Origin of the sequence: Mycobacterium mantenii, assembly GCF_001667865.1 — a bacterium.
Taxonomy (GTDB): Bacteria; Actinomycetota; Actinomycetes; order Mycobacteriales; family Mycobacteriaceae; genus Mycobacterium; species Mycobacterium mantenii_A.
In genome coordinates this window covers 132,145-156,619 of record NZ_LZJP01000128.1, presented here as the reverse complement: position 1 = coordinate 156,619, position 24,475 = coordinate 132,145, and the positions used below count along the sequence as shown (strand labels likewise).

Below are 24,475 nucleotides of genomic sequence, written 5' to 3'. Positions count from 1 at the left end.
TACACCTGCGCCTACTTCGAGCGCGACGACATGACGCTCGAAGAAGCTCAAATCGCGAAGTTCGACCTGGCGCTGGGAAAGCTGAACCTCGAGCCCGGGATGACGCTGCTGGACATCGGCTGCGGCTGGGGCGGCGCCCTGAAGCGGGCTGTCGAGAAGTACGACGTCAACGTCATCGGAATCACGCTGAGCCGCAATCAGTTCGAGTACAGCAAGAACAAGCTGGCCGCGTTGCCGACCGACCGCAACATCGAGGTGCGCCTACAAGGCTGGGAAGAGTTCGAAGACAAGGTCGACCGGATTGTCACGATCGGCGCCTTCGAAGCTTTCAAGATGGAGCGCTACTCGGCATTTTTCGAGCGCGCGTACGACATCCTTCCCGATGACGGCCGCATGCTGTTGCACACGATTTTGGCGTATTCCCAAAAGCAGCAGCATGAGCGCGGTGTTTCGATCACGATGAGCGATTTGCGCTTCATGCGATTCATCGGCCAGGAAATCTTCCCCGGCGGACAGCTGCCGGCGCAGGAGGATATCTTCAAGTTCGGTGAGGCTGCTGGCTTCTCGATCGAACGGGTGCAGTTGCTGCAGAAGCATTACGAGCGGACCCTCAACATATGGGCGGCCAATCTGGAAGCCAATAAGGACAAGGCGATCGCTGTCCAATCGCAAGAGGTCTACGACCGGTACATGCACTACCTGACGGGGTGCGAGAACTTCTTCCGCAAGGGCGTCTGCAATGTGGGGCAGTTCACGATGGTCAAGTAGGACAAAGCAATTCAGCCCCGAACGTGATTCGTTCGGGGCTGATTGCTCGTTGTGGTCCGGTTACTTTTCCAGCGTGAATTGATTGACGTCGGTGTATCCCTCACGGAACAGCTTCGCGCAGCCGGTCAGGTACTTCATGTACCGGTCGTAGACCTCGTGGGACTGGATCGCCAGGGCCTGCTCGCGATTGGCCTCGAGGGCTTCGGCCCACAGGTCCAGGGTTCTGGCGTAGTGCAATTGCAGCGACTGGACGCGGGTCAACTCGAAGCCCGTCGTCACCCCATACTCGCCGACGGTCTGCGGGGTCGGCAGCCAGCCGCCGGGGAAAATCTCGGCCAGAATGAATTGCGAGAACTGGACGATCTCGTGGGTCAGTGTCATGCCCTTGGCCCGGGCGTCCTTGAACGACGGACGAACGATGGTGTGCAGCAACATCACTCCGCCGGGCGGCAGCGCCTGGTAGGCCATCTTGAAGAAGCGGCCGTAGCGTTGCCGGCCGAAGTGCTCGAACGCGCCGATCGACACGATGCGGTCCACCGGCTCGTGGAACTTCTCCCAGCCTTCCAGCAGCACACGTCGGGTGCGGGAGGTATCCATCTGGTCGAAGGACTGCTGCACGTGCTCCGCCTGGTTCTCCGACAGCGTCAGGCCCACGACGTTGACGTCATATTTCTCGATGGCCCGCCGCAGCGTGGCGCCCCAGCCGCAACCGATGTCCAGCAGCGTCATCCCGGGCTCGAGCTTCAGCTTCCCCAGCGCCAGATCGATTTTCGCGATCTGCGCCTCCTCGAGCGTCATGTCGTCACGCTCGAAGTAGGCGCAACTGTAGGTCTGAGTGGGATCCAAGAACAGACGGAAGAAGTCGTCGGACAAGTCGTAATGGGCTTGCACATTTCCGAAATGCGGCGTGAGCTGCACAGACATGTCGACAAAAGCCTTTCTATATGCCGGGGACAAGGGGAGGCAGCCAAACGACAACCCGCGATATCCCCCGATACCCCCACTGCATGCTAATCGCTGCGACGGTCCGAGGCGCCCGCACACGGCGCGTCCCAGCCTCACACGGAACGGGTGAAATTCCCAAAAGCGCCTACCGGGCGCCGGGCCGTTTTAGAACGCGGACCCGTTGTCCAGCTCTCGGGGCGGCACGATCGGTGACGGGTGCGGCTCCTCGCGAAACTTCTCCAGCGAGCCGCCGACTTCGACGATTCCCTTGAGCGCATTCCAGCTCAGCATCGTCAGATAGTCGATCAACTCGTCGCGACTCATGCGCGGGTTCGACATCCAGGAATGGGTGGCCAACTGCACGCCGCCGACGATCAAATATGCCCACGGTTCGACGCCGCCGGTGTCCATCCCGGCATGCTGCATGCGGCGGCGCATCATCACCGCGAGCATGCGGGCGATGATCCGCTCGGAGTCGGCAAGGACCTTGCTCTTGCTGGCCGAGCTGTTGGCCATCACGAACCGGTAGGGCTCGGGCTCGTTGGCGACCGTTTCGACGTATACGCGGATGATTTCGCGGGCCAGGTCGAAGCCGTCGAGGTTAGAGGTAAGGGCCGCAGCCATGTTCGGAATCAGGGTGGTTTGGGTGAACCGCATCATCACGGCCGTCGTGAGGTCGTTCTTGTCGACGAAATAGCGGTACAGCACCGTTTTGGAGACCCCGATCTCGGCGGCGATCTCGTCCATGCTCAGCGCGCCGCCCAACCGGCGAATCGCGTCAATCGTGCCGTCGACCAGTTCGTTACGACGCTCCACTTTGTGTTGATGCCAGCGCCGCTTGCGCCCATCCATTTTGACGCTCACAGCCGTGATGTGCTCTGCCACTGTCGCCTAATTCCCATTCCCTAGACGCCCCTGATCTTACGGCGTGAGGGGGTGCGTTTCTCGCTCTGGCCGGGCGTGGGTGAGACGTCGCGAACAGTGTCGTACCCCGATTGCGGGGAAAGATAGATGATGGAGTGGTGTCACACAGAGCCTCGGTGCGAGGCGAAACGTCGGGCCCGCCGCGGGCGAGGCCCGATTCGGCGACGCCGTTGACTTCCCCGCGCGCGGGGCGCGCTTCCCTTGCCGAGACCTTCGCCGGCGCCGATCCCGAAGCCGACGCGCAGCGCCGGGTTGCGCTGCGCCGGATGAAGATGGTGGCACTGAGTTTCCTGATCGGTGCCACCGGCGTGTTCCTCGCCTGCCGGTGGGCCCAGGCGCATGCCAGCTTGGGGGCCTGGGTCGGATACGTCGGCGCCGCCGCCGAGGCCGGGATGGTGGGCGCCCTGGCGGACTGGTTCGCGGTGACCGCGCTTTTCCGGCACCCGCTGGGTATCCCCATCCCGCACACCGCGATCATCAAGCGGAAGAAAGACCAGCTGGGCGAGGGTCTGGGCACGTTTGTACGGGAGAACTTCCTATCGCCGGAAGTGGTCGAAACCAAACTGCGCGACGCCCAGGTGTCCGGCAGGCTCGGTAAGTGGCTGTCGGAAGCCGCACACGCCGAACGGGTGGTCAGCGAGACGGCCACGGTGCTGCGGGTGCTGGTGGAGTTGCTGCGCGACGAGGACGTCCAGCAGGTGATCGACCGGATGATCGTGCGCCGCATCGCCGAACCGCAGTGGGGCCCGCCGGTCGGGCGGGTGCTGGCCACCTTGCTGGCCGAGCACCGGCAGGAGGCGCTGATCCAGTTGCTGGCCGACCGGGCGTTTCAGTGGTCATTGAAGGCCGGTGAGGTCATTCAGCGCGTGGTCGAGCGCGATTCACCGACCTGGTCGCCGCGCTTCGTCGACCATCTGGTCGGCGACCGCATCCACCGCGAGCTGATGGATTTCACCGACAAGGTGCGCCGCAATCCGGACCACGAACTGCGCCGGTCGGCCACCCGTTTCCTGTTCGACTTCGCCGACGACCTGCAGCACGATCCGGACACCATCGCGCGCGCCGACGCGATCAAAGAGCAGCTGATGGCGCGTGACGAGATCGCGAACGCCGCCGCGACCGCGTGGAAGACCCTGAAACGACTGGTGCTCGAGGGTGTCGACGACCCGTCCAGCACGCTGCGCACCCGGATCGCCGACACGGTGGTGCGCATCGGGGAATCGCTACGCGACGACGCCGAACTGCGCGACAAGGTCGACAACTGGCTGGTCCGGGCGGCCCAGCATTTGGTCTCGCAGTATGGGGTGGAGATCACGGCGATCATCACCGACACGATCGAGCGCTGGGACGCCGAGGAGGCCAGCCGGCGCATCGAATTGCACGTGGGCCGTGACCTGCAATTTATCCGGATCAACGGAACCGTGGTCGGGTCCCTGGCGGGTTTGGTGATCTACGCCGTCGCGCAGTTGCTGATCTAGCGGATTTCTAGCAGTGCTAACAAGTGCTTGCAATAGCAAGCACTTGTTGTAGTCTGTGTGCGTCAACATCAGCCACTCGACCAGGAGCACGCCATGACACCCGAGGAGAAGCTCTCCGCCAAGGTGTCCAACGCTGCCTCCGACATGGCCTCCGACATCGGTAGTTTCATCCGCAGCCAGCGCGAACTCGCGCAGGTCTCGGTGCGTCAGCTCGCCGAGAAGTCCGGGGTCAGCAATCCATATCTGAGCCAGGTGGAGCGCGGATTGCGTAAGCCCTCTGCCGATGTCTTGAACCAGATCGCGAAGGCCCTCCGGGTTTCCGCCGAGGTTCTCTATGTGCGCGCCGGGATTCTCGAACCCAGTGACAAAAGTCAGGTGCGGGACGCGATCGTCACCGACACCGCGATCACCGAGCGCCAAAAGCAAATCCTGCTCGACATCTACTCATCGTTCGCCCAGCAGAACGAATCGATCCACGAGGAGTGTTCGACGGAATCCGACAACTGATCAGCCCGTTCGGCCCTGCACCGTAGCCAGCTGTGCCAGGGGATTCGCGCCACGAAGCGGGCTTTCCACCTCGCGGTAGCGAGTTGATGATGTATAGACGACCGGCCGTCGCGGTTACCCAACGGGGGAGGACCTAACCGGTTCCAGCTGAATTGCTGGGCTAACCACCCGGGCACTGGCGGCCCCAGTTGCAAAGGAGACTTTTGCACCTAACTTATCGACCAGACAACTGATAACACCGAAATAACCGAAGCGAGACCAAACACCATGAAAGGAACGACCATGGCGGAAAACACCAACATCGAAGACTTGCGGGCCCCGCTGCTCGCCGCCCTGGGTGCGGCCGACCTGGCGTTGGCCACCGTCAACGACCTGATCGCCGGCCTGCGGGAGCGCGCCGAAGAGACCCGCGTCGAGACCCGCACCCGGGTCGGGGAGCGCCGCGCTCGCCTCACCAAGCTTCAGGAGGACCTGCCCGAGCAGTTCACCGAGCTGCGCGACAGGTTCACCACCGACGAGCTGCGCAAGGCCGCCGAGGGCTACCTCGAGGCGGCTACCACCCGGTACAACGAGCTGGTGGAGCGCGGCGAGGCGGCCCTGCAGCGGCTGCGTAACCAGACCGCCTTCGAGGACGCCTCCGCGCGCGCCGAGGGCTATGTCGACCAGGCCGTGGAGCTGACGCAGGAAGCGCTCGGCACCGTCGCGTCGCAGACCCGCGCGGTCGGCGAGCGCGCCGCCAAGCTGGTCGGCATCGAGCTGCCCGGCAAGACCGAAGCGACCACCAAGAAGGCCCAGAAGGCCGTCGCCAAGAAGGCCCCGGCCAAGAAGGCTCCGGCCAAGAAGGCCCCCGCCAAGAAGGCTCCGGCCAAGAAGGTCACCCAGAAGTAAGCCAGGTGCACCACCACGTCCGGCTCCGAGTCGCCTTCGGGTGACTCGGAGTCGACGTTTTGGCGGACGCCCGCCTACGCTTAAGGCGTGAGCCACCTCGTGGGAACCGTCATGCTGGTCTTGCAGATCGCCGTCCTGGTCACGGCGATCTACGCGTTCGTGCATGCCGCGCTGCAACGACCCGACGCCTATACCGCCGCCGAGAAGCTGACCAAGCCGGTGTGGTTGCTGATCCTGGGAGGGGCGGTCGCCCTGACATCCATCTTGGGCTTCGTGTTCGGCGTGCTCGGCATGGCGATCGCGGCCTGTGCCGCCGGTGTCTACCTGGTTGACGTGCGGCCCAAACTGCTTGAGATTCAAGGTAAGTCGCGCTAGCGGAATGAAGGCCCTGCTGACGGCGCCGATAGCGGCGCTCGTCGCCCTGTCCTGCCCGGTGCCGCCCGCCGCCGCTGCGCCCGACCCGGGCGGCGGCGCCGCCGACCCCGCCGTCCCGCCGCCGCCGTACATCGACCACACGCGGTGGGCGCAGTGGCAGGGCCGAAGCAGCCTGCGGGTCTTCCCGTCGCCGGCCGGCCGGACCGCCTCGAGAATCCCCGCAACCACGGCCCTGGCCGACGAGGCCTGGGCCGAGGTGCTCGCCTTGTCCCCGGACGCCGACACCGCCGGCATGCGCGCGCAGTTCGTCTGTCACTGGCAGTTCGCCGAACTCGGTCAGCCCGGCAAGGTCAGCTGGAACCTGGAGCCGTGGCGACCCGTCGTCGACGAAGCCGACATGGTTGCCTCCGGCTGCAATCCCGGCGGTCCGGAAGAATCCTTCTGATGGCAACCCAACCCAGCCGCGCTCAGTTGGCGGCCTTCGTCGACCACACTCTGCTCAAACCCGAAGCAACCGAGGCCGACGTGGCCGCCCTGGTCGCCGAAGCGGCCGAATTGGGCGTCTACGCGGTGTGCGTCTCGCCTTCGCTGGTGCCCGTCGCCGTGCGGGCCGGCAGCGGTGTGCGGGTGGCCGCCGTGGCGGGTTTTCCGTCCGGCAAGCACCTCCCGGCGGTGAAGGCGCACGAAGCGGCCCTGGCCGTCGCCTCGGGTGCCGTCGAGATCGACATGGTCATCGATGTCGGGGCGGCGCTGGCCGGCGACATCGAGGCGGTGCGCTCCGACGTGCATGCCGTGCGCAGCGCGATCGGCGGCGCCGTCCTCAAGGTGATCGTCGAATCGGCGGCGCTGTTGGCCCTGGCGGGCGAACCCACGCTGGCGCAGGCATGCCGCGCCGCCGAAGACGCCGGCGCCGACTTCGTCAAGACGTCAACGGGGTTTCACCCGGCGGGCGGCGCATCCGTGCGCGCGGTGGCGCTGATGGCCGAGACCGTCGGTGGGCGCCTTGGGGTGAAGGCCAGCGGCGGCATCCGCACCGCCGCGGACGCGCTCGCGATGCTGGATGCCGGCGCCACCCGGCTGGGGCTGTCGGGGACCCGCGGGGTGCTCGACGGCCTCGGGTGAACGGACTGGACGCCTGCCGTCAGAGGTTGGCGAAGCAGGGGTCGTTGTTGTTCCCGGCGGGGATGGTGGCGTTCCGCGTGGAGAAGTGGCTGGTCACACCCTTATCGGTGACCTGCACGCTGTCGGCGTGGATGCCCAGCGGGTAGTTCTTCGTCAGGTTCGAGGTGAAGTCGTCCAGCGTCGACTGCACCGACTCCTTGGGCATGGTGAAACCGAGCGCGTTGAAGCTGACGATCTGCAGCTGCAACCCGGTGCCCGACACCACCGGCTTGGCCGTGATGTTGTCCAGCATGCCCTTCAACTCGATCGTGCCGTCGGCGGGATGAGTGGTCACGGTGTTGGTGACGAACGGGCCCAGCACCGGGATCGCGTTCTGCACCGACTGCTTGATGCCGTCACTGGTCCAGTCGATCGTGGCGTCCAGCGAGCCGAGGGTGCCCTTCGAGTTGCCCGTGTCCTTGAGCCGGACGTCGTTGATGTTGATCGAGAGCTTCATGCCCTTGGCGTCGCGGATGTTGTTGCCGGCGGTCTGCACCGAGATGTTGGTGTAGTGCTTGGTCGCCTGCTGCCACAGCATCAGGGGTGTCACCCCGAAGGACGCGGTGGCCTGGTCCTTGACCTCGCATGCCACCGCCTCGGCGACCTTGGAGTCCGCGACGTGGCGCACGTAGAGTTCGGCCCCGATCAGCGCGGCGATGATCAGCGCGAACACGATGATGAAGATCAGCAGGATGGACACCGGGTCGCGACCGAAGCGGCGCTTCTTTTTCCCGGGCGTCGCGTCATCGCCGGGGGGCGTCGTCAGCCGCTCCGTCGGACCCGCGGGCGGGGTCGGCGGAGGCGGGTAGCCAGGCTGCTGCATGTTCGGCTGGGGCGTCCCGAATCGCTCGGTCTGGCCCGGCGGGGGACCGGCAGCGGGAGGCGGCGGGGGTACGTGACCCTGGCCGCCGGTGCTAATCCGCTCGGTCGGCCGCTCCGTGGGCGGCTGGCCGAAGGGTCCCTGGTTGGCGGGACGGGCCCACTTCGACGGGTCCGGGTTCGGTGGTCCTTGTGGGTTCGTCACCCGACCGATTCTGCCCTATCAACCTGAGCAAAGTCCGAGCGGTTGCTGAGGACTGCGATGGTCTTGCGCGCGTCGGCGACCCTGCCGACGTCGATGTCGGCCATCACCAGCTGCGGTTGCGGGCCTGCCGACGCGACGACTTCGCCCAGCGGGGAGACGACCAGGCTGCCCCCGACGCCGGTCGGTGCCCCCGACCCGGATCCGTACGCGTCGGCGGGATCCGCCTGACCCGCCGCCGCGACGTAGCTCATCGAATCGAGCGCGCGGGCGCGGGCCAGCAGCGTCCACTGGTCGAGTTTGCCGGGGCCCGCGCCCCAGGATGCGCACACGGCGATCACCTGGGCCCCGCGGCGGGCCAGCTCGGTGTAGAGCGCGGGAAACCGAACGTCATAGCAAATGGTCAGCCCGATTCGGACGCCGTCGACCGTGATCACTACAGGGTCGTGTCCCGGCGCGACCGTGCGGGATTCGGTGAAGCCGAATGCGTCGTAGAGGTGGATCTTGTCGTAGTGGGCGTCGGGCGCGGCGGGATCGTCCAGCCCCACGGCGATCAGCGTGTTTTTCACCCGCCCGTCGCCGGCCGGGGTGAACATGCCGGCGACGACGGCGATGTTCACCTCGGCCGCGATGCGGCGCACCCCGTCGGCCCAGGGGCCGTCGACCGGCTCGGCGACCGGGCCCAGCGGCACGCCGAACCGGCACATGGTCGCCTCCGGGAACACCACCAGCTTCGCGCCCGAATCGGCGGCCCGGCGGCTGTATTCGTCCACCAGCTGCAGGTTTGCTGCCGGATCGGTGCCGCTGAGGATCTGCGCCAAGGCGATTCGCATGAGCGCCAGCTTAGGCCCGGCGACGACGCGGCCCGGGCCCGGCGACGCATCGGCCTCAGGCCGTATTGGAGATCCACTCCGTGGTGAAGCGCTGCTCGGCGGCGACCACTTCCGCCAGCCTGGTGCCGATGATGTTCTCCAACTTGCCGCCGATGATCGGGACGCGCACCTGCACCGTGGCGCGGAACGTCAACCTGGCGCCGCCGGTCTCTTCGACGGCCTCCAGGACGGCGGTGCCGGCTAGTTGCACCGGCGCATCCACGATCGAACCCACGACCGACCCCGTCGCGGCGCCGTCGGTGACCGGCCCCCACGTCTCCTCGCGCCGGATACACAGGTCGCCGTTGTGCAGCTGGGTGACCATTCCGGGCAGCTTGTGACTGCGGATCACCTGCAGCGTGACGACCTCGACGGTGTCCTCGACGCCGACCCGCAGCGACTCCAGCGTGGCGAGGTCGACACCGGACCCGGCCAGCCTGGCCCGCCAGTATTCCGCGTCGGTGAAGGCGCGATGCACCTCCTCAACGCTGCCGTCGTAGTCGGCCGACAAGTCGAATGAACGCGGCATAGCAGGTCAGGCTACCGTTACGGGCCATGAAATCCAGCGGTGCCGGATCGGAGTTCGGCGGTGCGTCGGTGGCCGACGCCGCGCCACTGGCGCCCCTGACCACGCTGCGGGTCGGACCGACCGCGCGCCGCCTGATCACCTGCACGACCAGCGAACAGGTGATCGCCGCCCTGCGGCGGCTGGACACCGAAACGCCTGGCGGACAACGCGGCCCGGTCCTGGTCTTCGCCGGCGGCTCCAACCTGGTGATTTCCGACACGTGCGCGGACCTGACCGCGGTGCGGCTGGCCAACGCCGGCATCACCGTCGAGGGCAACCTGGTCCGCGCCCAGGCGGGCGCGGTGTGGGACGACGTCGTGGTCGCGGCCATCGAGCACGGCCTCGGCGGGCTGGAATGCCTGTCCGGCATTCCCGGATCGGCCGGGGCGACCCCGGTGCAGAACGTCGGGGCCTACGGCGCCGAAGTCTCCGACACCATCACCCGGGTCCGGGTGCTGGATCGCCGCAGCGGCGAGGTGGGCTGGGTGCCGGGCGGCGAGCTGGGCTTCGGCTACCGCACCAGCGTGTTCAAACGCGGCGACGGTGAAACCCCTTCTGTCGTACTGGAAGTGGAGTTCGTGCTGGATCCGTCCGGGCGCAGCGCGCCGCTGCGCTACGGCGAGCTGGCCGCCGAGCTGGGCGTGGGCGCCGGCGAGCGCTCTGACCCGCAAGCCGTTCGCGACGCGGTGCTGGCCTTGCGGGCGCGCAAGGGCATGGTGCTCGACCCGGCCGATCACGACACCTGGAGCGTGGGTTCGTTCTTCACCAACCCGGTGGTCGCCCCGGACGTCTACAAGCGGCTGGCGGCGACCGTCGACGGGCCGGTCCCGCACTATCCGGCGCCCGACGGCGTCAAGCTGGCCGCCGGCTGGCTGGTGGAGCGGGCGGGCTTCGGCAAGGGCTACCCGGAGCCGGGCCCACGCGGTCTCGAACGGCCCTGCCGGTTGTCCACCAAGCACGCGCTGGCGCTGACCAACCGCGGCGGCGCCCGCTCCGAGGACGTGATAGCCCTGGCCCGCAGCATCCGCGACGGCGTGGAGGCTGTGTTTGGCATCACATTGGTCCCCGAACCCGTTCTGCTCGGCTGCAGGCTGTAGCGGCAAAATTTGCCGACGCGCTCCCGGCGCCGATTTGTCGTGGCCGGGGTGGCCGATTTTCCCCGGTATCTTTGATTTTCGTGACCCCGTCCCGCGCCCCGCGGCCGTTCAACCGGCGTGCCGCTCTGGCGACCCTTGGGCTGGGCGTGCTCGCCCCCAACGTGCTGGCCGCATGCGGCGGCCCGACCGCGAAACAGGCCGAGAAGAAAGAGCAGCCGGCGCCCCAGCTCAAGTACCAGCCGGCCAACGCGACCGACAACGTGGTGCCGATCGCTCCGGTCAGCGTCGAGGTCAACGAAGGCTGGTTCCAGCACGTCACGCTGGCCAATTCGTCGGGCAAGGCCGTCGCCGGCGCCTTCAATCAAGACCGCACCGTCTACACGACCACCGAGCCGCTGGGCTACGACCAGACCTACACCTGGAGCGGCTCGGCCGTCGGGCACGACGGCAAGGCGATCCCGGTGGCAGGCAAGTTCACCACCGTGTCGCCCACCAAGAAGATCGGTGGGGCATTCCAGCTCGCCGACGGCCAGACCGTCGGGGTCGCGGCGCCCATCATCATCCAGTTCGACGCGCCGATCAGCGACAAGGCCGCCGTCGAAAAGGCGCTGACCGTCACCACCAACCCGCCCGTCGAGGGCAGCTGGGCCTGGCTGCCCGACGAGGCGGCCGGCGCCCGGGCGCACTGGCGCACTCGCGAGTACTACCCGGCGGGCACCACGGTCAACGTCGAGGCCAAGCTCTACGGCCTGCCGTTCGGCGACAGCGCCTACGGTGCCGAGGACATCTCGCTGAACATCCAGATCGGTCGCCGGCAGGTGGTGAAGGCCGAGGTCTCGTCGCACCGCATCCAGGTGATCCGCGACGAGGGCGTCGTCATGGACTTCGCGTGCAGCTACGGCGAAGCCGACAAGGCGCGCAACGTCACCCGCAACGGCATCCACGTGGTCAGCGAGAAGTACGCCGACTTCTACATGTCCAACCCGGCCGCCGGCTACAGCCACGTGCACGAGCGCTGGGCGGTGCGGATCTCCAACAACGGCGAGTTCATCCACGCCAACCCGGCGAGCGCCGGCGCGCAGGGCAACACCAACGTCACCAACGGCTGCATCAACCTGTCGACCGGCGACGCCGAGCAGTACTTCCAATCGGCGATGTACGGCGACCCCGTCGAGGTGACCGGCAGCACGATCCAGCTGTCCTACTCCGACGGCGACATCTGGGACTGGGCCGTGGACTGGGACACCTGGGTGGCCATGTCCGCGCTGCCGCCCCCCACCGCGCGCCCGCCGTCGACGCAGATCCCGGTCACCGCACCGGTCACGCCATCCAACGCGCCGACCCTGTCGGGCACCCCGACCACGTCGACAACTCCCGCCAGCACCGGCCCGGCTACCCCCGGCGGTTAAACCGGGAGGCCGACGCCTGGTCGCGCGGCTTCATCACGATCAGGTCCAGATCGACGTGTGACGGTCGCGAGGCGACGAACCCGATCACCTCGGCCACATCGTCGGCCACCAGCGGAGTGATGCCGGTGTAGACGGCGTCCGCGCGTTGTTGGTCGCCGTCGAAGCGGACCAGTGAGAATTCCGTTTCGACCGCACCCGGGGCGATCTCGGTCAGCCGCACCGGTTTGCCCAACAGCTCGCCCCGCAGCGTGCGGTGCAGCGCTCCCTGGCCGTGCTTGGCCGCCGTGTACCCGGCGCCGCCGTCGTAAACCTCAAGTGCCGCAACGGAAGTGACGGTGATGATCAGCCCGTCGCCGGAATCGACCAGCTTGGGCAACAACGCCCGGGTGACCCGCAGCGTGCCGATCACATTGGTCTCCCACATCCACCGCCAATGCTCCAGGTCGGCATCGGCGACCGGCGCCAGCCCCCTGGCGCCGCCGGCGTTGTTAACCAACACGTCGACGCGGTCCACTTTGCTCGCCAATGTTTCGACCGCAGCGTCATCTGTGACATCGGCCACAATCGCGGTACCGCCGATTTCACTGGCCAGGGCCTGAATCCGGTCCGCCCGGCGCGCCACGGCGACGACGTGAAAGCCCTGCGCAGCCAGGATTCGGGCGGTTGCTGCGCCGATCCCCGAACTCGCCCCCGTGACTACTGCGACTCGTTTATTCCTGCCAGTTTTCACCATCGAAACAACCTTAATGAACGTGCTAGATTTTTCGTGTGCTCCACAGCGCCCTGTCCAACACCACGACCGCCGCGTGTCTTTGCGCGGCGGGTGCGTGTTGTTGCTGCGCACTTTGCCGCTCCTGACCCAGCCAGGTGTGGCCAAGACGGCCAGCAAAAATCGGACAAAGGACGCTCGTGCGCACGAATACCCTCACCCCTACCCATCATTCGCCCGGTCGTGCCGTCGGGCATCTGCTGCCCGGTCAAAAAGGCCACCGCTCGGTGCGCCGGCAGATCGTGCCGCCGGCACTGAACATCCCCGACTCGGCGGCCGCCTCCGTGTTCCGGGCCGTCCGGCTGCGTGGCCCCGTCGGCCGTGACGTCATCGCCGGCGTCACCTCACTGAGCATCGCCACGGTCAACCGCCAGGTCATCGCGCTCCTGGAAGCCGGCCTGCTGCGAGAGCGCGCCGATCTGGCCGTCTCCGGGGCGATCGGCCGCCCACGTGTGCCGGTGGAGGTCAACCACGAGCCGTTCGTGACGCTGGGCGTCCACATCGGTGCGCGAACCACCAGCATCGTGGCCACCGACCTGTTCGGCCGCACCCTCGACACGGTGGAAACCCCGACACCGCGAAACCCCGCCGGGCCCGCCCTCGCGTCGCTGGCCGACAGCGCCCGCCGCTACCTGCAGCGCTGGCATCGTCGGCGGCCGCTGTGGGTCGGGGTCGCCATCGGTGGCACCGTCGACAGCGCCACCGGCCAGGTCGACCACCCGCGACTGGGCTGGCGGCAGGCACCGGTCGGACAGGTGCTGGCCGACGCGCTGGGCCTGCCGGTATCGGTGGCCTCGCACGTCGACGCCATGGCCGGCGCCGAGCTGCTGCTGGGCATGCGGCGATTCCTGCCCAGCTCGCCGACCAGCTTGTACGTCTACGCCCGCGAGACCGTGGGCTATGCGCTGGTGATCGGGGGGCGGGTGCACGTCCCGGCCAGCGGCCCGGGCACCATCGCGACCTTGCCGGCCCACTCCGAGCTGCTCGGCGGCACCGGCCAGCTGGAAACCACGGTCAGCGACGAAGCCGTCGTGGCCGTCGCCCGCCAGCAGCGCATCCTGCCGTTTGCCCCCGCCAACCGCGCGAACGGGCCTGCTGCCGGTATCTCCGATCTGTTGCGGGTGGCGCGAGCCGGCAACCAGCAGGCCCGGGACCTGCTCGCCGAGCGGGGCCGCGTGCTCGGCGAGGCGGTGGCATTGCTGCGCGACATGCTCAACCCCGACGAATTGGTGGTGGGCGGCCAGGCATTCACCGAATACCCCGAGGCGATGGAGCAGGTGGAGGCCGCGTTCGCGGCACGGTCCGTGCTGGGGCCCCGCGACATACGCCTGACCGCCTTCGGCAACCGAGTGCAGGAGGCCGGGGCGGGAACCGTGTCGCTGTCCGGGTTGTACGCCGACCCGCTGGGCGCGATGCGGCGGGCGGGGGCCCTGGACGCCCGGCTGCATGACGTGGCTCGCGACGAGTCGTCCGCCTGACGCGGCTTCGTGTCCAGCGCGCTTGAGCTGGCCGGCGAGCCATCCTGTAAAGATGACAGGGTGCGCCACGACGACGTTTTCCGGCTGAATGAACCGCGCCGGGTCGCAGTATTGGCGGTCCATACCTCACCACTGGCCCAGCCCGGCACCGGCGACGCGGGCGGCATGAACGTCTACGTGCTGCAAACCGCGTTGCACCTGGCGCGGCGGGGCATCGAGGTGGAGATCTTCACGCGCGCGACCGCCTCCGCGGACCCGTCGGTCACGCGGGTCGCGCCCGGGGTGCTGGTCCGCAACGTGGTGGCGGGCCCGTTCGAGGGCCTGGACAAATACGATCTGCCCACCCAGCTGTGCGCGTTCGCGGCCGGGGTGTTGCGCGCCGAAGCATCGCATGAGCCGGGCTACTACGACATCGTGCACTCGCACTACTGGCTGTCCGGGCAGGTCGGCTGGCTGGCCCGCGACCGCTGGGCGGTGCCGCTGGTGCACACCGCGCACACGCTCGCCGCCGTGAAGAACGCGGCGCTGGCCGAGGGGGATGCGCCCGAGCCGCCGCTGCGCACGGTCGGCGAGCAACAGGTGGTCGACGAGGCGGACCGGCTGATCGTCAACACCGATGACGAAGCCAGGCAACTGATCTCGATTCACAGCGCCGACCCGGCGCGCATCGACGTCGTCCATCCCGGCGTGGACCTCGACGTGTTCCGCCCCGGCGACCGCGGCGCCGCCCGGGCGGCATTGGGGCTCCCGCTCGACGAGGACATCGTGGCATTCGTCGGCCGGATCCAGCCGTTGAAGGCGCCCGACATCGTGTTGCGCGCCGCCGCGCAATTGCCCGGGGTGCGCATCGTGGTGGCCGGCGGGCCCTCGGGTAGCGGGTTGGCCTCCCCGGACGGATTGGCCCGGCTGGCCGACGAGCTCGGCATCACCGACCGGGTGACGTTCCTGCCCCCGCAGTCGCGCCCCAACCTGGCCACGTTGTTCCAGGCGGCCAATCTGGTTGCGGTGCCGAGTTATTCGGAGTCGTTCGGTCTGGTCGCGCTCGAGGCGCAAGCGTGTGGCACGCCGGTGGCGGCGGCCGCGGTCGGCGGGCTGCCCGTGGCCGTGCGGGACGGGGTCACCGGCACGCTGGTGGCCGGGCACGACGTCGGGCAGTGGGCGGATGCTCTGAGCCGGCTGCTGCGCCTGCCCGCGCCGCAAGCCGACGCGATGGGCCGCGCGGCCGCCGCGCACGCCGCCACGTTCTCCTGGGATCACACCACCGACGCGCTGTTGGCCAGCTATCGGCGCGCGATCCGCGAGTACACCGCCGAGCGCAGAGGAGTGGGCGCATGACGGCCACCGCCGGCGACGATGCAGAGCGAAGCGATGCTGAGGAGCGGCGCATGACGGCCACCGCCGGCGACGATGCAGAGCGAAGCGATGCTGAGGAGCGGCGCATGACGACCACAGTGGAGCGCGTGATCGAGGACGCCCTGCAGGCCAGTGGGCTGAACTACTCGAAACATGCTGGGGCGCATGGTGGTCTGTCGGGTCTGGTGGTCGAACTGCCCGGCGAGCGCAAGCTCAAGACCAACACCATCCTCAGCGTCGGCGAGCACTCGGTGCGGGTCGAGGCCTTCGTGTGCCGCAAGCCCGACGAGAACCACGAAGGCGTCTACCGCTTCCTGCTCAAGCGCAACCGCCGCCTCTACGGCGTGGCCTACACGCTGGACAACGTCGGGGACATCTATCTGGTGGGCCGCATGTCGCTGGCCTCGGTGGACGCCGACGAGCTCGACCGGGTGCTCGGGCAGGTGCTCGAGGCGGTGGACTCGGACTTCAATACGTTGCTGGAGTTGGGTTTTCGCTCGTCGATCCAGAAGGAGTGGGAGTGGCGGGTCTCGCGCGGTGAGTCGCTGAAGAATCTGGAAGCCTTCGCCCACCTGATCGACGACGAAGACGACGATGACGATGACGACCGCTGAATGACTGCGTGAGAGACTGACCCGCATGGGTGACACCGCCACGCTGGTACTGCTTCGCCACGGCGAAAGCGAATGGAATTCGCTGAACCTCTTCACCGGTTGGGTCGACGTCGGCCTCACCGAAAAGGGCCGGACCGAAGCCGTCCGCAGCGGTGAGTTGCTGATCGAGAACAACCTGCTGCCCGACATCCTCTACACGTCGCTGCTGCGCCGGGCCATCTCCACCGCGCATCTGGCGCTGGACGCCGCCGACCGGCTGTGGATTCCGGTGCGCCGGACCTGGCGGCTCAACGAACGCCACTACGGGGCGCTGCAGGGGCTGGACAAGGCCGAGACGAAGTCCCGCTACGGCGAAGAGCAATTCATGGCCTGGCGGCGCAGCTATGACACGCCGCCCCCGCCGATCGAGAAGGGCAGCACCTACAGCCAGGACACCGATCCGCGGTACGCCGACATCGGCGGCGGCCCGCTCACCGAGTGCCTGGCCGACGTGGTCGTGCGCTTCCTGCCCTACTTCACCGACGTCATCATTCCGGACCTGCGCAGCGGCAAGACGGTGCTGATCGTGGCGCACGGCAACTCGCTGCGGGCCCTGGTCAAGCACCTCGATCAGGTGTCCGACGACGAGATCGCCGAATTGAACATCCCGACGGGCATCCCGCTGCGCTACGACCTGGACGCTGACCTGCGACCGGTGGTGCCCGGCGGTACCTATCTCGACCCGGAGGCGGCCGCCGCCGGGGCCGCCGCGGTTGCCAGCCAGGGGCGCGGCTGAGCTGGGCGCCCGCGCCATTCCTGCGCGTTAAAGGCCATTTAGCCAAACATCGCGTGAACGGGAGCGGAACACCTGTTGCGCAGGGTGTGACTTGTCCGATTTTGGCCTCGTTCCGCTAGGGCAGCGTTCAGGAAGATTTGTAGGATTTGCTATGTGACTGTGTTCTCGGCGCTGTTGCTGGCCGGGGTTTTGTCCGCGCTGGCGCTGGCCGCAGGTGTACTGGTCGGGACCCGGCTGACACCGCGGGCGGTGCAGCGTCGCCAGCGGGTCAGTACCGAATGGACCGGGATCACCGTCGCGCAGATGCTCCAACGCATCGTGGCGCTGATGCCGCTGGCCGCGGCGGTGGTGGACGCCCACCGCGACGTCGTGTACCTCAATGACCGGGCCAAGGAGCTGGGCCTGGTGCGCGACCGCCAGCTCGATGACCAGGCCTGGGATGCGGCGCGGCAGGCCCTGACCGGCATCGACGTCGAATTCGACCTGCGGCCGGCCAAACGGGCGGGCGGCCGCTCCGGGCTTTCGGTGCACGGGCAGGCCCGGTTGCTCAGCGAAGAAGACCGCCGGTTCGCCGTGGTCTTCGCCCATGACCAGTCCGACTATGCGCGGATGGAAGCGACCAGGCGCGACTTCGTGGCCAACGTCAGCCACGAGCTCAAGACCCCGGTGGGTGCCATGGCCCTGCTCGCCGAGGCCCTGCTGGCGTCCTCCGACGACTCCGAAACCGTGCGGCGGTTCGCCGAGAAGGTGCTCGTCGAAGCCAACCGGCTGGGTGACATGGTCGCCGAGCTGATCGAGCTGTCCCGGTTGCAGGGTGCCGAACGGCTGCCCAACGTCATCGAGGTCGATGTCGATAAGGTTGTGAGCGAAGCGATTTCGCGCCACAAGGTGGCGGCCGACAACGCCGATATCGAGGTCCGCACCGACGCGCCCAGCGGCTTGCGGGTGCTGGGTGACGAGACGCTGCTGGTCACCGCGCTGGCCAACCTGGTGTCCAACGCCATCGCCTATTCCCCGCCGGGTTCGCCGGTGTCGATCAGCCGCCGCCGCCGCGGCGACAATGTCGAGATCGCGGTGACCGACCGCGGCATCGGGATCGCCCTGGAAGACCAGGAACGGGTTTTCGAGCGGTTCTTCCGGGGGGACAAGGCGCGCTCACGCGCCACGGGAGGCAGCGGGCTGGGCCTGGCCATCGTCAAGCACGTCGCGGCCAATCACAACGGCAGCATCGGGGTGTGGAGCAAGCCCGGTACCGGATCGACCTTCACCCTTTCCATTCCGGCGGCCATCGCGTCCGATTCGGATGAGGGTGAAGTCGAGCAACCGCAGGGTCGCGAAGCGCGGCCCAACCGCTCACAACGAGAGGAAGAACTAAGTCGATGACCCGCGCGTATGACGATGCAAAGCGCAGCGATGAGGAGGACTCGCGCCGATGACCAGTGTGCTGATTGTGGAGGACGAGGAGTCGCTGGCCGATCCGCTGGCGTTCCTGCTCCGCAAGGAAGGTTTCGAGGCCACCGTGGTGACCGACGGTTCGGCCGCGCTTGCCGAGTTCGATCGGGGCGGCGCCGACATCGTGTTGCTCGACTTGATGCTGCCCGGAATGTCCGGCACCGACGTCTGCAAGCAGCTGCGTGCGCGTTCGAGCGTGCCGGTGATCATGGTGACCGCCCGGGACAGCGAGATCGACAAGGTCGTGGGCCTCGAGCTCGGCGCCGACGACTATGTCACCAAGCCGTATTCGGCGCGTGAGTTGATCGCGCGGATCCGGGCGGTGTTGCGCCGCGGTGGTGACGACGATTCCGAGATCAGCGACGGTGTGCTCGAATCCGGCCCCGTGCGGATGGACGTCGAACGCCATGTCGTTTCGGTCAACGGCGACACGATCACCTTGCCGCTCAAGGAATTCGACCTTCTCGAGTATCTGATGCGCAACAGCGGCCGAGTGCTCACCCGCGGGCAGTTGATCGACCGGGTGTGGGGTGCCGACTACGTCGGCGACACCAAGACGCTCGACGTCCACGTCAAGCGCCTGCGGTCCAAGATCGAAGCCGACCCGGCCAACCCGGTGCACCTGGTGACGGTGCGCGGGCTGGGCTACAAGCTCGAAGGCTAGTCCGAAGGCGCCGGCGACGGACTGTTGGTTTCGAAGACAGTCCGGCCATCGCCGTTGGCGCTCAACGTAATTCGGCGATGCATGTCCGCCGTCATCGGTGGAAGCTCATCAAGGTCGAACCACGCGGCGGCGGTGCTCTCGTCGTCGGCCGCAAAGGGCTCTCCGGACAGCCACTCCATTCGGAACACGTGATCCAGGTATTGGGCGTGGTCGCCATTGGCGTGCACGGTCGGCCGGGTTACGTGCACCCAGGCCAGGCCGGTGGCCCGCGCGCTGACCCCGGTTTCCTCGCGCACTTCCCGGGCCGCGCAGTCGGCCGGATTCTCGCCGGGCTCCACGATCCCCGTCACGGCCGTCCAGGCCCCGTTGTCGGATCGCTTGACCAGCAACACTTTTCGGTCGCGGATCGTGACGGCCGTAATACCGGGCAACCACAATGGCGCATGGCCGATGGCCCGTCGAAGCTCGACGATGAAATCGGGAACCGGCACCCCCCGTTCTTAACACACGACGTCGCGAGAGCTGCTCGGCGCGCAGTCACTCAGCGGGCGGCGTCGACGATGTGGTCGGCGACGCCCAGGGCGAGCGCCATGATCGACAGCTGAGGATTCACCTCCGGGCAGCTGGGCAGGATCGACGCGTCGGCCACCCAGACACCGCGCACGCCGCGCAGCCGGCCCGTCGGGTCGACCGGGCACAACTGCTCATCGGCGCCTGCCGCCGCGGTGCCGGTCGGGTGAAACGCCGCGACGTGCAGGCTTCTCGGGTCGGCGCGACGCAGTGCATCCTGTAGCGCGGGGAGCGACGTGACCGTCTTCGCATGCGGCAGGCCGGTGAGGACCTCGACGGCGCCCGCGGCGAACAGCAGGCGCCCCATGGCCTCCATCGCCGCAACCAGCTTGGCGGCGTCTCCCCTGTCGATCGGGTAGCGCAGCACGGTCTCGCCGCGAACCGACGACACCGAGCCGACGCCACGGTCGGCCACCATGGCGCCGAACGTCGCGACCTGGGGCGCGCGGTCGAGCCAGCCGAGTAGTTCAGCGCCGTAGCCCGGAAAGACCATCGATCCCATACCCGGCGGGGTGGACGTGGCTTCGATGAGCACGCCGTGCGACTCGTGCAGCTCGTGGACGGCGGCGCTCTGCAGCACGCCGTGCCAGGCCGCGACGTCGGAGTCGAAACGCCCGGCGAGCACCGTCGCGGGATGCAGCGCCAGGTTGCGGCCGGCCCGCGGATGCGAACCAATACCACTGCGCCGCAATAGGTTCGGGGTCTCCGTGGCCCCGGCGGCGACGATGACCGTGTCGGCGAGGATGTCCAGTGCGGTGCCGTCGGGACGGCGCGCGCGTACCCCGTAGGCGCGCCCGTGCTCGTGCAGCACCCGTTCCACGCGGGCGCGCGAGACGATCCGGGCGCCCGCCGCGCAGGCCTGCGGCAGCGCGTTGAGGTGCACCCCGAACTTGGCGTTGCGTGGGCAGCCGATGGCGCACTGGCAACAGCCCTCACAGCCGGGGGCGTTGCGCGGGATGGGCGCCCCCTGCCAGCCCAGCGCCGTGGCGGCGTCGAGCAGCAGGCGCCCGTTGCGGCCCATGATGTCCATCGGCACCGGCGCGACCCGCAGCGTGCGTTCGACGTCGTCGAGGTGGTTGGTCAGCCGGTCGTGGTCGGCCAGGCCGAGACCGAACGTGTCGCGCCAGCGCTGCGCGACGGCGGGCGGTGGCCGGTAGCAGGTGCCGGAGTTCACGACGGTGGTGCCGCCGACCGCGCGGCCGATCGGCAGCACCACCGACGGGCGTCCCAGCGCGATCGTGGCTCCGCCGCCGCGGTACAGCCCGGCGTAACGGTCGATCGGGTGGGTGGTGCGGAACTCCTCGACCGTCCAGCGGCGTCCCTCCTCGAGCACGACGGTGTCGAGACCCGACCGCGCCAGGGTTCGGGCCACCATCGCGCCGCCGGCGCCCGAGCCGACGATCACCGCGTCGGCGGTGACGACGGACGGGCAGTCGATCGAGGAGGTGATGGTCAGATCCGCATCGGGGCGCGCCACGTCGTGCTCGCGGGCGCGGGCGAAGAGTTCGGAGGCATAGGTGTCGGCGCCGTTGGCGAGCAACACGATCGCCTTGAGCGCCTCGAGGGCGGCGCCGGCCTCCGGGCCCAGCGATGCCACTCGGCGCAACACCCGCTCCCGGCCGTCGGGGCGCAGTCGCGACAGCGAGCGGCCGGTGGTGAGATAGCTTGCGGCGCTTACCGATGCGAATCCGGCGCGCACGCCCAGCCGGGATGTCGCCGGCAGCTGGGTGAGGTAGCGTTCGACGCGCGCGGCCAGCTCAGCCGGCGGTGGTCCGCCGTGTTCCTCGGGCAGCAGCGCGGTGCCGAACGACGTGGTCGCCCGGCCGGCCGCACGGCTCATGCCAGCAATCCGAACCGGCGACCCATTTTGATGAAGAACGGATAGGTCGCGAAGATGGCGGCCGCCGCCGCGTGCAGCGGCCAGCCCCCTTTTTCGGTCTTGACCCCGAAAACCCCGCTGTTCCACATGAAGTCGCGCCCGTTGCGGGCGCGGAACGGGCGCCACAGCAGTCCGAGCCCGGGCACGTTGTTGTAGAGGCCGAACGACCCGCCGAAGAAGATGCCGAGGACCGCGGCCTCGGCGACGTCTCGCCGCTCGGGCGGCACGTGCCGCTCGATGAGCGCGCCGCTGGCCATCAGCAGCGGCGGGTCGAGAAGGAAGCTCATGTCGGGATCCTTTCGTTGATGTCGGGCGCCTCGGCGCCGCGCAGGCCTACCTCGGCATGTCCGAGCACCGACCAACGGCGGTCACCGATTTCGACGTGGACATCGGCCTGTTCGGTGTTGGTGCACACCGCGGTGCCGCCGTCGGGGTCGGTGTAGCCCAGGCTCACGCAGCGGTCCGGCGGCTGGTCGACCCGGATGAGCACCCGGCGACCGCCGATGCGTCCCTCCAGCTGCCAGTGCCGCGGGCCGAGCGTGGTCCGCATCCGCAGGGACGGCAAAGTGCTTGCGGGCCAGTCTTTTCCGTCGAGACGGAAGCGCACGAACGCCAGCGGTGCGAGCCTGCGCAATCCCGGCTTGTGTGACACGGCGGTGACCACCTCGAGGACATCGCCGCCGCCGAGGTCGGCGTGGATCCACCCCCAGCGCTTGGCGTTTCCGTGTCCGTAGATATGGGCGACGCCGCCGCGCCACCCCTCGATGGGCGCGGCGGCGCCGGCCACGGTCAGTGAGCCGGCGAAGTCGGCGGTGGGGGCGAGGACGACCTGGGCGCCGGGCAGCAGCTCGCGCTCCCAGGTCAGGCGCGGGAACGTCCACAGCGGGCGGGCGGCGTCCCGCCAGGACAGGTCCCAGGCGAGCGACCCGGCCCGGCCGGCGAGCTGCCCGTCGGCCACCCGGACCCCGCCGGCGTCGAACCAGTCGGCGCCGGCCGCGGGCCGCACGGGCTCGGGCCCGAAGCGCCCGGTGCGGGGCGACCCCTCGGGCGGAAACCAGGTGGTCCAGCCGTGCGCGTAGGCCGCGCCCCGCAGCGGCGCCACGGTCTCGCAGTGGATCCACAAGCCCGCACGTGTCCGTGGGTCGGAGAGGGTGGCGTACCAAACCTCGAGGCGTCCCGCCTTGCCGCGCCAGCGCGGTGCCGCGGCCGACCGATTTTCGTCGTCCATGATTTGCTCCCGTCGCCGACGCCGTCCACTATATTGGTTGAGCCAATGAACCAGTCAAGTCCGATTCAGCCGCCGGATCGCCAGCGGGTGGATGAGCAGATCGCCGCCTCGATCGCCGACGCCATCCTCGACGGCGCATTTCCGCCCGGCTCCGCCTTGCCACCGGAGCGCGACCTGGCGGAGCAACTCGGCGTCAACCGCACGTCGCTACGGCAGGGGCTGGCCCGCCTGCAGCAGATGGGTCTCATCGAGGCCCGGCAAGGCAGCGGCAACCTGGTGCGCGATCCCCAGGCGCTCACCCATCCCGAGGTGGTCGAGGCGCTGGTCCGCCGATTGGGACCCGAGTTCTTGGTGGAGTTGCTCGAAATCCGGGCGGGGCTGGGGCCGTTGATCGGCCGGCTGGCGGCGCAGCGCAGCCTGCCCGAGGATGCCGAGGCGCTGCGCACCGCGCTGGCCGCGGTCCGGGACGCCGAGAGCGCGGCGGCGCGCCAGGCCGCCGACCTCGATTACTTCCGCGTGCTCATTCACAGCAGCCGCAACCGCGCGTTGGGACTGCTGTACCGCTGGGTCGAGCAAGCTTTCGGTGGCCGCGAACATGAACTCACCGCGGCCTATGACGACGCCGCGGCGGTGGTGGCCGAGCTGGGGGCCATCACCGAGGCGGTGCTGGCGCGCGACGCGGCGGCGGCCGGAGCCGCGGTCGAGGCCTACCTCAACGCCAGCGCCCTGCGGATGGTGGTGGCTTACCGCGCGGAAGCCTGAGGTACCCGGCTACTCGGCGATACGAGTCGCCGGATGCACCGCGATAAGCCCTAACTTGCTGCGGCGCTTGCACATTGCGGCCAGTTCCGAGTACGCCTTGCTGCCCAGCAGCTCGATGAGTTCGTCGGCCAGGCTTTCCCAGACCTGCTTGGCGCCGACATGAGCGGCCGGATCGCCGGTGCAGTACCAGTGCAGGTCGGCGCCGCCGGAACCCCAACCGCGACGGTCGTATTCGGTCACCCAGGTCTTGAGGATCTCGGTGCCGTCGGGCCGGGTCACCCACTCCTGGCTGCGCCGGATCGGCAACTGCCAGCAGACGTCGGGCTTCATGGTCAGCGGGGGCACGCCCAGCTTGAGGGCCTTGCTGTGCAGCGCGCAGCCGACACCGCCCGCGAAACCCGGCCGGTTCAGGAAGATGCACGCATCCTTGTGCTTGCGGGTGCGGTACTGCTTTTGGCCGTCATGTTCGTCGAGCTCGAGATATCCCTTGCGGCCCAAGCCTTTTTCGCGAAATTGCCAGTCGGCGTCGGTCAGCTTCTGCACCGCGTCGTCGAGCCGGGCGCGGTCGTCGTCGTCGGACAGGAACGCGCCGTGCGAGCAGCACCCGTCGTCCGGGCGGCCTTCGACGGTGCCCCGGCACGACGGGGTGCCGAACACACACGTCCACCGGGAAAGCAGCCAGGTCAGGTCCGCCGCGATCAGGTGCTCGGGGTTGTCGGGGTCGTAGAACTCCACCCATTCACGGGCGAAATCCAGCTCGACCTCTTGTCCCGGTTCCGGGTGCGAATTCGCCACGCAGTCCACGTTAGACCACGGTTCCGCCCATCCGAGCCGCTGACACTCGGGGCCCGTATGGCCGCGATCACGGCGGGTTGACCGGGTCGCGCAAAGCACCGCCGGCGAGGCTTCGTTAGTTTG

Annotated in this window: 27 protein-coding genes; 16 read left to right on the top strand and 11 right to left on the bottom strand. The window is 68.3% G+C overall.

What is annotated here, in order from left to right; all coding sequences use genetic code 11:
• Window positions 1-768: cyclopropane mycolic acid synthase family methyltransferase (locus A5688_RS25215; protein ID WP_068268145.1), on the top strand; the 768-nt coding region annotated here is incomplete at its 5' end.
• A gap of 60 nt (window positions 769-828) precedes the next feature.
• Here the strand turns inward: A5688_RS25215 and pcaA are convergent.
• Both pcaA and A5688_RS25205 read right to left on the bottom strand, forming a co-directional pair.
• On the bottom strand, window positions 829-1,692 hold the full coding sequence (gene pcaA, locus A5688_RS25210) for a cyclopropane mycolic acid synthase PcaA (protein ID WP_068268302.1): 864 nt from the start codon (window positions 1,690-1,692) through the stop codon (window positions 829-831).
• Between the two features lie 186 nt (window positions 1,693-1,878).
• On the bottom strand, window positions 1,879-2,598 hold the full coding sequence (locus A5688_RS25205; protein WP_067836909.1) for a TetR/AcrR family transcriptional regulator: 720 nt from the start codon (window positions 2,596-2,598) through the stop codon (window positions 1,879-1,881).
• 134 nt (window positions 2,599-2,732) lie between these two features.
• Between A5688_RS25205 and A5688_RS25200 the strand changes: the two genes are divergently transcribed.
• The 6 genes from A5688_RS25200 to deoC all read left to right on the top strand — a co-directional run bounded on the left by A5688_RS25200 (window position 2,733) and on the right by deoC (window position 7,007).
• Window positions 2,733-4,115 (top strand): DUF445 domain-containing protein, encoded by a 1,383-nt coding sequence (locus A5688_RS25200; protein ID WP_120312597.1) that lies wholly within the window; start codon window positions 2,733-2,735, stop codon window positions 4,113-4,115.
• Between the two features lie 93 nt (window positions 4,116-4,208).
• The gene (locus A5688_RS25195) at window positions 4,209-4,622 is read left to right on the top strand and encodes a helix-turn-helix domain-containing protein (protein ID WP_067836915.1); all 414 of its coding nucleotides are present in this window, start codon (window positions 4,209-4,211) and stop codon (window positions 4,620-4,622) included.
• A 282-nt stretch (window positions 4,623-4,904) separates the two neighbouring features.
• The gene (gene hbhA, locus A5688_RS25190; RefSeq protein ID WP_067837292.1) at window positions 4,905-5,510 is read left to right on the top strand and encodes a heparin-binding hemagglutinin HbhA; all 606 of its coding nucleotides are present in this window, start codon (window positions 4,905-4,907) and stop codon (window positions 5,508-5,510) included.
• An 87-nt stretch (window positions 5,511-5,597) separates the two neighbouring features.
• Complete coding sequence (locus A5688_RS25185) at window positions 5,598-5,885, top strand: DUF2516 family protein (protein ID WP_067103121.1); 288 nt, start codon at window positions 5,598-5,600, stop codon at window positions 5,883-5,885.
• A 4-nt stretch (window positions 5,886-5,889) separates the two neighbouring features.
• Window positions 5,890-6,330, top strand: coding sequence for a DUF2599 domain-containing protein (locus A5688_RS25180; RefSeq protein ID WP_067836918.1), 441 nt, complete (start codon window positions 5,890-5,892; stop codon window positions 6,328-6,330).
• Complete coding sequence (gene deoC / locus A5688_RS25175) at window positions 6,330-7,007, top strand: deoxyribose-phosphate aldolase (RefSeq protein WP_067836920.1); 678 nt, start codon at window positions 6,330-6,332, stop codon at window positions 7,005-7,007. Before A5688_RS25180 ends, deoC begins: the two co-directional genes overlap by 1 nt.
• A 19-nt stretch (window positions 7,008-7,026) precedes the next feature.
• Here deoC and A5688_RS25170 read toward each other — a convergent pair whose 3' ends face one another.
• From A5688_RS25170 to A5688_RS25160, 3 genes are read right to left on the bottom strand one after another with little or no spacing between them, the layout of a single operon-like run.
• Window positions 7,027-8,070: an LmeA family phospholipid-binding protein gene (locus A5688_RS25170; protein WP_207546739.1), complete on the bottom strand. Its 1,044-nt coding sequence runs from the start codon at window positions 8,068-8,070 to the stop codon at window positions 7,027-7,029.
• Window positions 8,067-8,900, bottom strand: coding sequence for a carbon-nitrogen hydrolase family protein (locus tag A5688_RS25165; protein ID WP_067836926.1), 834 nt, complete (start codon window positions 8,898-8,900; stop codon window positions 8,067-8,069). The genes A5688_RS25170 and A5688_RS25165 overlap by 4 nt, the downstream gene beginning before the upstream one ends.
• A 55-nt stretch (window positions 8,901-8,955) precedes the next feature.
• Window positions 8,956-9,468, bottom strand: coding sequence for a DUF2505 domain-containing protein (locus tag A5688_RS25160; RefSeq protein WP_067836929.1), 513 nt, complete (start codon window positions 9,466-9,468; stop codon window positions 8,956-8,958).
• A 26-nt stretch (window positions 9,469-9,494) separates the two neighbouring features.
• Here A5688_RS25160 and A5688_RS25155 point away from each other — a divergent pair, with 26 nt between their 5' ends.
• Both A5688_RS25155 and A5688_RS25150 read left to right on the top strand, forming a co-directional pair.
• Window positions 9,495-10,604 carry a UDP-N-acetylmuramate dehydrogenase gene (locus A5688_RS25155; protein ID WP_067909153.1) on the top strand — a complete coding sequence of 370 codons (1,110 nt, stop codon included), beginning with the start codon at window positions 9,495-9,497 and terminating at the stop codon, window positions 10,602-10,604.
• Window positions 10,605-10,636: 32 nt separating this feature from the next.
• Window positions 10,637-12,013: a L,D-transpeptidase gene (locus tag A5688_RS25150; protein WP_207546743.1), complete on the top strand. Its 1,377-nt coding sequence runs from the start codon at window positions 10,637-10,639 to the stop codon at window positions 12,011-12,013.
• Here A5688_RS25150 and A5688_RS25145 read toward each other — a convergent pair.
• Window positions 11,997-12,746, bottom strand: a complete 750-nt coding sequence (locus tag A5688_RS25145; RefSeq protein ID WP_067909156.1) for an SDR family NAD(P)-dependent oxidoreductase — start codon at window positions 12,744-12,746, stop codon at window positions 11,997-11,999. The genes A5688_RS25150 and A5688_RS25145 overlap by 17 nt on opposite strands.
• A gap of 233 nt (window positions 12,747-12,979) precedes the next feature.
• Between A5688_RS25145 and A5688_RS25140 the strand changes: the two genes are divergently transcribed.
• The 6 genes from A5688_RS25140 (at window position 12,980) to regX (ending at window position 19,118) form a co-directional block, all read left to right on the top strand.
• Entirely contained in the window at window positions 12,980-14,260 is a 1,281-nt protein-coding gene (locus tag A5688_RS25140; protein WP_242660228.1) for an ROK family protein, read from the top strand.
• Window positions 14,261-14,320: 60 nt separating this feature from the next.
• Window positions 14,321-15,595, top strand: coding sequence for a D-inositol-3-phosphate glycosyltransferase (mshA, locus tag A5688_RS25135; RefSeq protein WP_067909159.1), 1,275 nt, complete (start codon window positions 14,321-14,323; stop codon window positions 15,593-15,595).
• Between the two features lie 104 nt (window positions 15,596-15,699).
• Window positions 15,700-16,227 carry a YbjN domain-containing protein gene (locus A5688_RS25130; protein ID WP_067837294.1) on the top strand — a complete coding sequence of 176 codons (528 nt, stop codon included), beginning with the start codon at window positions 15,700-15,702 and terminating at the stop codon, window positions 16,225-16,227.
• 25 nt (window positions 16,228-16,252) lie between these two features.
• On the top strand, window positions 16,253-17,002 hold the full coding sequence (locus A5688_RS25125) for a phosphoglyceromutase (RefSeq protein ID WP_067836948.1): 750 nt from the start codon (window positions 16,253-16,255) through the stop codon (window positions 17,000-17,002).
• Between the two features lie 153 nt (window positions 17,003-17,155).
• A complete protein-coding gene (locus A5688_RS25120) occupies window positions 17,156-18,385 on the top strand; it encodes a sensor histidine kinase (RefSeq protein WP_120312345.1) in 1,230 nt (409 codons plus the stop codon).
• 49 nt (window positions 18,386-18,434) lie between these two features.
• On the top strand, window positions 18,435-19,118 hold the full coding sequence (regX, locus tag A5688_RS25115) for a two-component sensory transduction protein RegX (protein ID WP_007768263.1): 684 nt from the start codon (window positions 18,435-18,437) through the stop codon (window positions 19,116-19,118).
• On the opposite strand, the gene A5688_RS25110 is transcribed toward regX, so the two are convergent.
• The 4 genes from A5688_RS25110 to A5688_RS25095 are packed head-to-tail and all read right to left on the bottom strand — an operon-like array spanning window position 19,115 to window position 22,795.
• A complete protein-coding gene (locus tag A5688_RS25110; protein ID WP_067836953.1) occupies window positions 19,115-19,609 on the bottom strand; it encodes an NUDIX hydrolase in 495 nt (164 codons plus the stop codon). The two genes, regX and A5688_RS25110, sit on opposite strands and share 4 nt — an antisense overlap.
• A gap of 50 nt (window positions 19,610-19,659) precedes the next feature.
• Window positions 19,660-21,528: a GMC family oxidoreductase gene (locus A5688_RS25105; RefSeq protein WP_067909161.1), complete on the bottom strand. Its 1,869-nt coding sequence runs from the start codon at window positions 21,526-21,528 to the stop codon at window positions 19,660-19,662.
• Window positions 21,525-21,854, bottom strand: coding sequence for a hypothetical protein (locus A5688_RS25100; RefSeq protein ID WP_067836959.1), 330 nt, complete (start codon window positions 21,852-21,854; stop codon window positions 21,525-21,527). The genes A5688_RS25105 and A5688_RS25100 overlap by 4 nt, the downstream gene beginning before the upstream one ends.
• The gene (locus A5688_RS25095) at window positions 21,851-22,795 is read right to left on the bottom strand and encodes a hypothetical protein (RefSeq protein ID WP_067909164.1); all 945 of its coding nucleotides are present in this window, start codon (window positions 22,793-22,795) and stop codon (window positions 21,851-21,853) included. Before A5688_RS25095 ends, A5688_RS25100 begins: the two co-directional genes overlap by 4 nt.
• A gap of 45 nt (window positions 22,796-22,840) precedes the next feature.
• Here A5688_RS25095 and A5688_RS25090 point away from each other — a divergent pair, with 45 nt between their 5' ends.
• On the top strand, window positions 22,841-23,557 hold the full coding sequence (locus A5688_RS25090) for a FadR/GntR family transcriptional regulator (protein WP_067909166.1): 717 nt from the start codon (window positions 22,841-22,843) through the stop codon (window positions 23,555-23,557).
• 9 nt (window positions 23,558-23,566) lie between these two features.
• Here the strand turns inward: A5688_RS25090 and A5688_RS25085 are convergent, their stop codons facing one another.
• Window positions 23,567-24,361, bottom strand: coding sequence for a hypothetical protein (locus A5688_RS25085; protein ID WP_067836967.1), 795 nt, complete (start codon window positions 24,359-24,361; stop codon window positions 23,567-23,569).
• Window positions 24,362-24,475: the final 114 nt, after the last annotated feature.

Excerpts from the sequence above, each read along its gene's own strand:
- deoC (WP_067836920.1), top strand. The coding sequence starts at position 6,330 with ATGGCAACCCAACCCAGCCGCGCTCAGTTGGCGGCCTTCGTCGACCAC.
- A5688_RS25160 (WP_067836929.1), bottom strand. The coding sequence starts at position 9,468 with ATGCCGCGTTCATTCGACTTGTCGGCCGACTACGACGGCAGCGTTGAG.
- A5688_RS25095 (WP_067909164.1), bottom strand. The coding sequence starts at position 22,795 with ATGGACGACGAAAATCGGTCGGCCGCGGCACCGCGCTGGCGCGGCAAG.
- regX (WP_007768263.1), top strand. The coding sequence starts at position 18,435 with ATGACCAGTGTGCTGATTGTGGAGGACGAGGAGTCGCTGGCCGATCCG.
- A5688_RS25125 (WP_067836948.1), top strand. The coding sequence starts at position 16,253 with ATGGGTGACACCGCCACGCTGGTACTGCTTCGCCACGGCGAAAGCGAA.
- A5688_RS25090 (WP_067909166.1), top strand. The coding sequence starts at position 22,841 with ATGAACCAGTCAAGTCCGATTCAGCCGCCGGATCGCCAGCGGGTGGAT.
- A5688_RS25195 (WP_067836915.1), top strand. The coding sequence starts at position 4,209 with ATGACACCCGAGGAGAAGCTCTCCGCCAAGGTGTCCAACGCTGCCTCC.
- A5688_RS25145 (WP_067909156.1), bottom strand. The coding sequence starts at position 12,746 with ATGGTGAAAACTGGCAGGAATAAACGAGTCGCAGTAGTCACGGGGGCG.
- A5688_RS25100 (WP_067836959.1), bottom strand. The coding sequence starts at position 21,854 with ATGAGCTTCCTTCTCGACCCGCCGCTGCTGATGGCCAGCGGCGCGCTC.
- A5688_RS25165 (WP_067836926.1), bottom strand. The coding sequence starts at position 8,900 with ATGCGAATCGCCTTGGCGCAGATCCTCAGCGGCACCGATCCGGCAGCA.
- hbhA (WP_067837292.1), top strand. The coding sequence starts at position 4,905 with ATGGCGGAAAACACCAACATCGAAGACTTGCGGGCCCCGCTGCTCGCC.
- A5688_RS25180 (WP_067836918.1), top strand. The coding sequence starts at position 5,890 with ATGAAGGCCCTGCTGACGGCGCCGATAGCGGCGCTCGTCGCCCTGTCC.
- A5688_RS25105 (WP_067909161.1), bottom strand. The coding sequence starts at position 21,528 with ATGAGCCGTGCGGCCGGCCGGGCGACCACGTCGTTCGGCACCGCGCTG.
- pcaA (WP_068268302.1), bottom strand. The coding sequence starts at position 1,692 with ATGTCTGTGCAGCTCACGCCGCATTTCGGAAATGTGCAAGCCCATTAC.
- A5688_RS25155 (WP_067909153.1), top strand. The coding sequence starts at position 9,495 with ATGAAATCCAGCGGTGCCGGATCGGAGTTCGGCGGTGCGTCGGTGGCC.
- A5688_RS25130 (WP_067837294.1), top strand. The coding sequence starts at position 15,700 with ATGACGACCACAGTGGAGCGCGTGATCGAGGACGCCCTGCAGGCCAGT.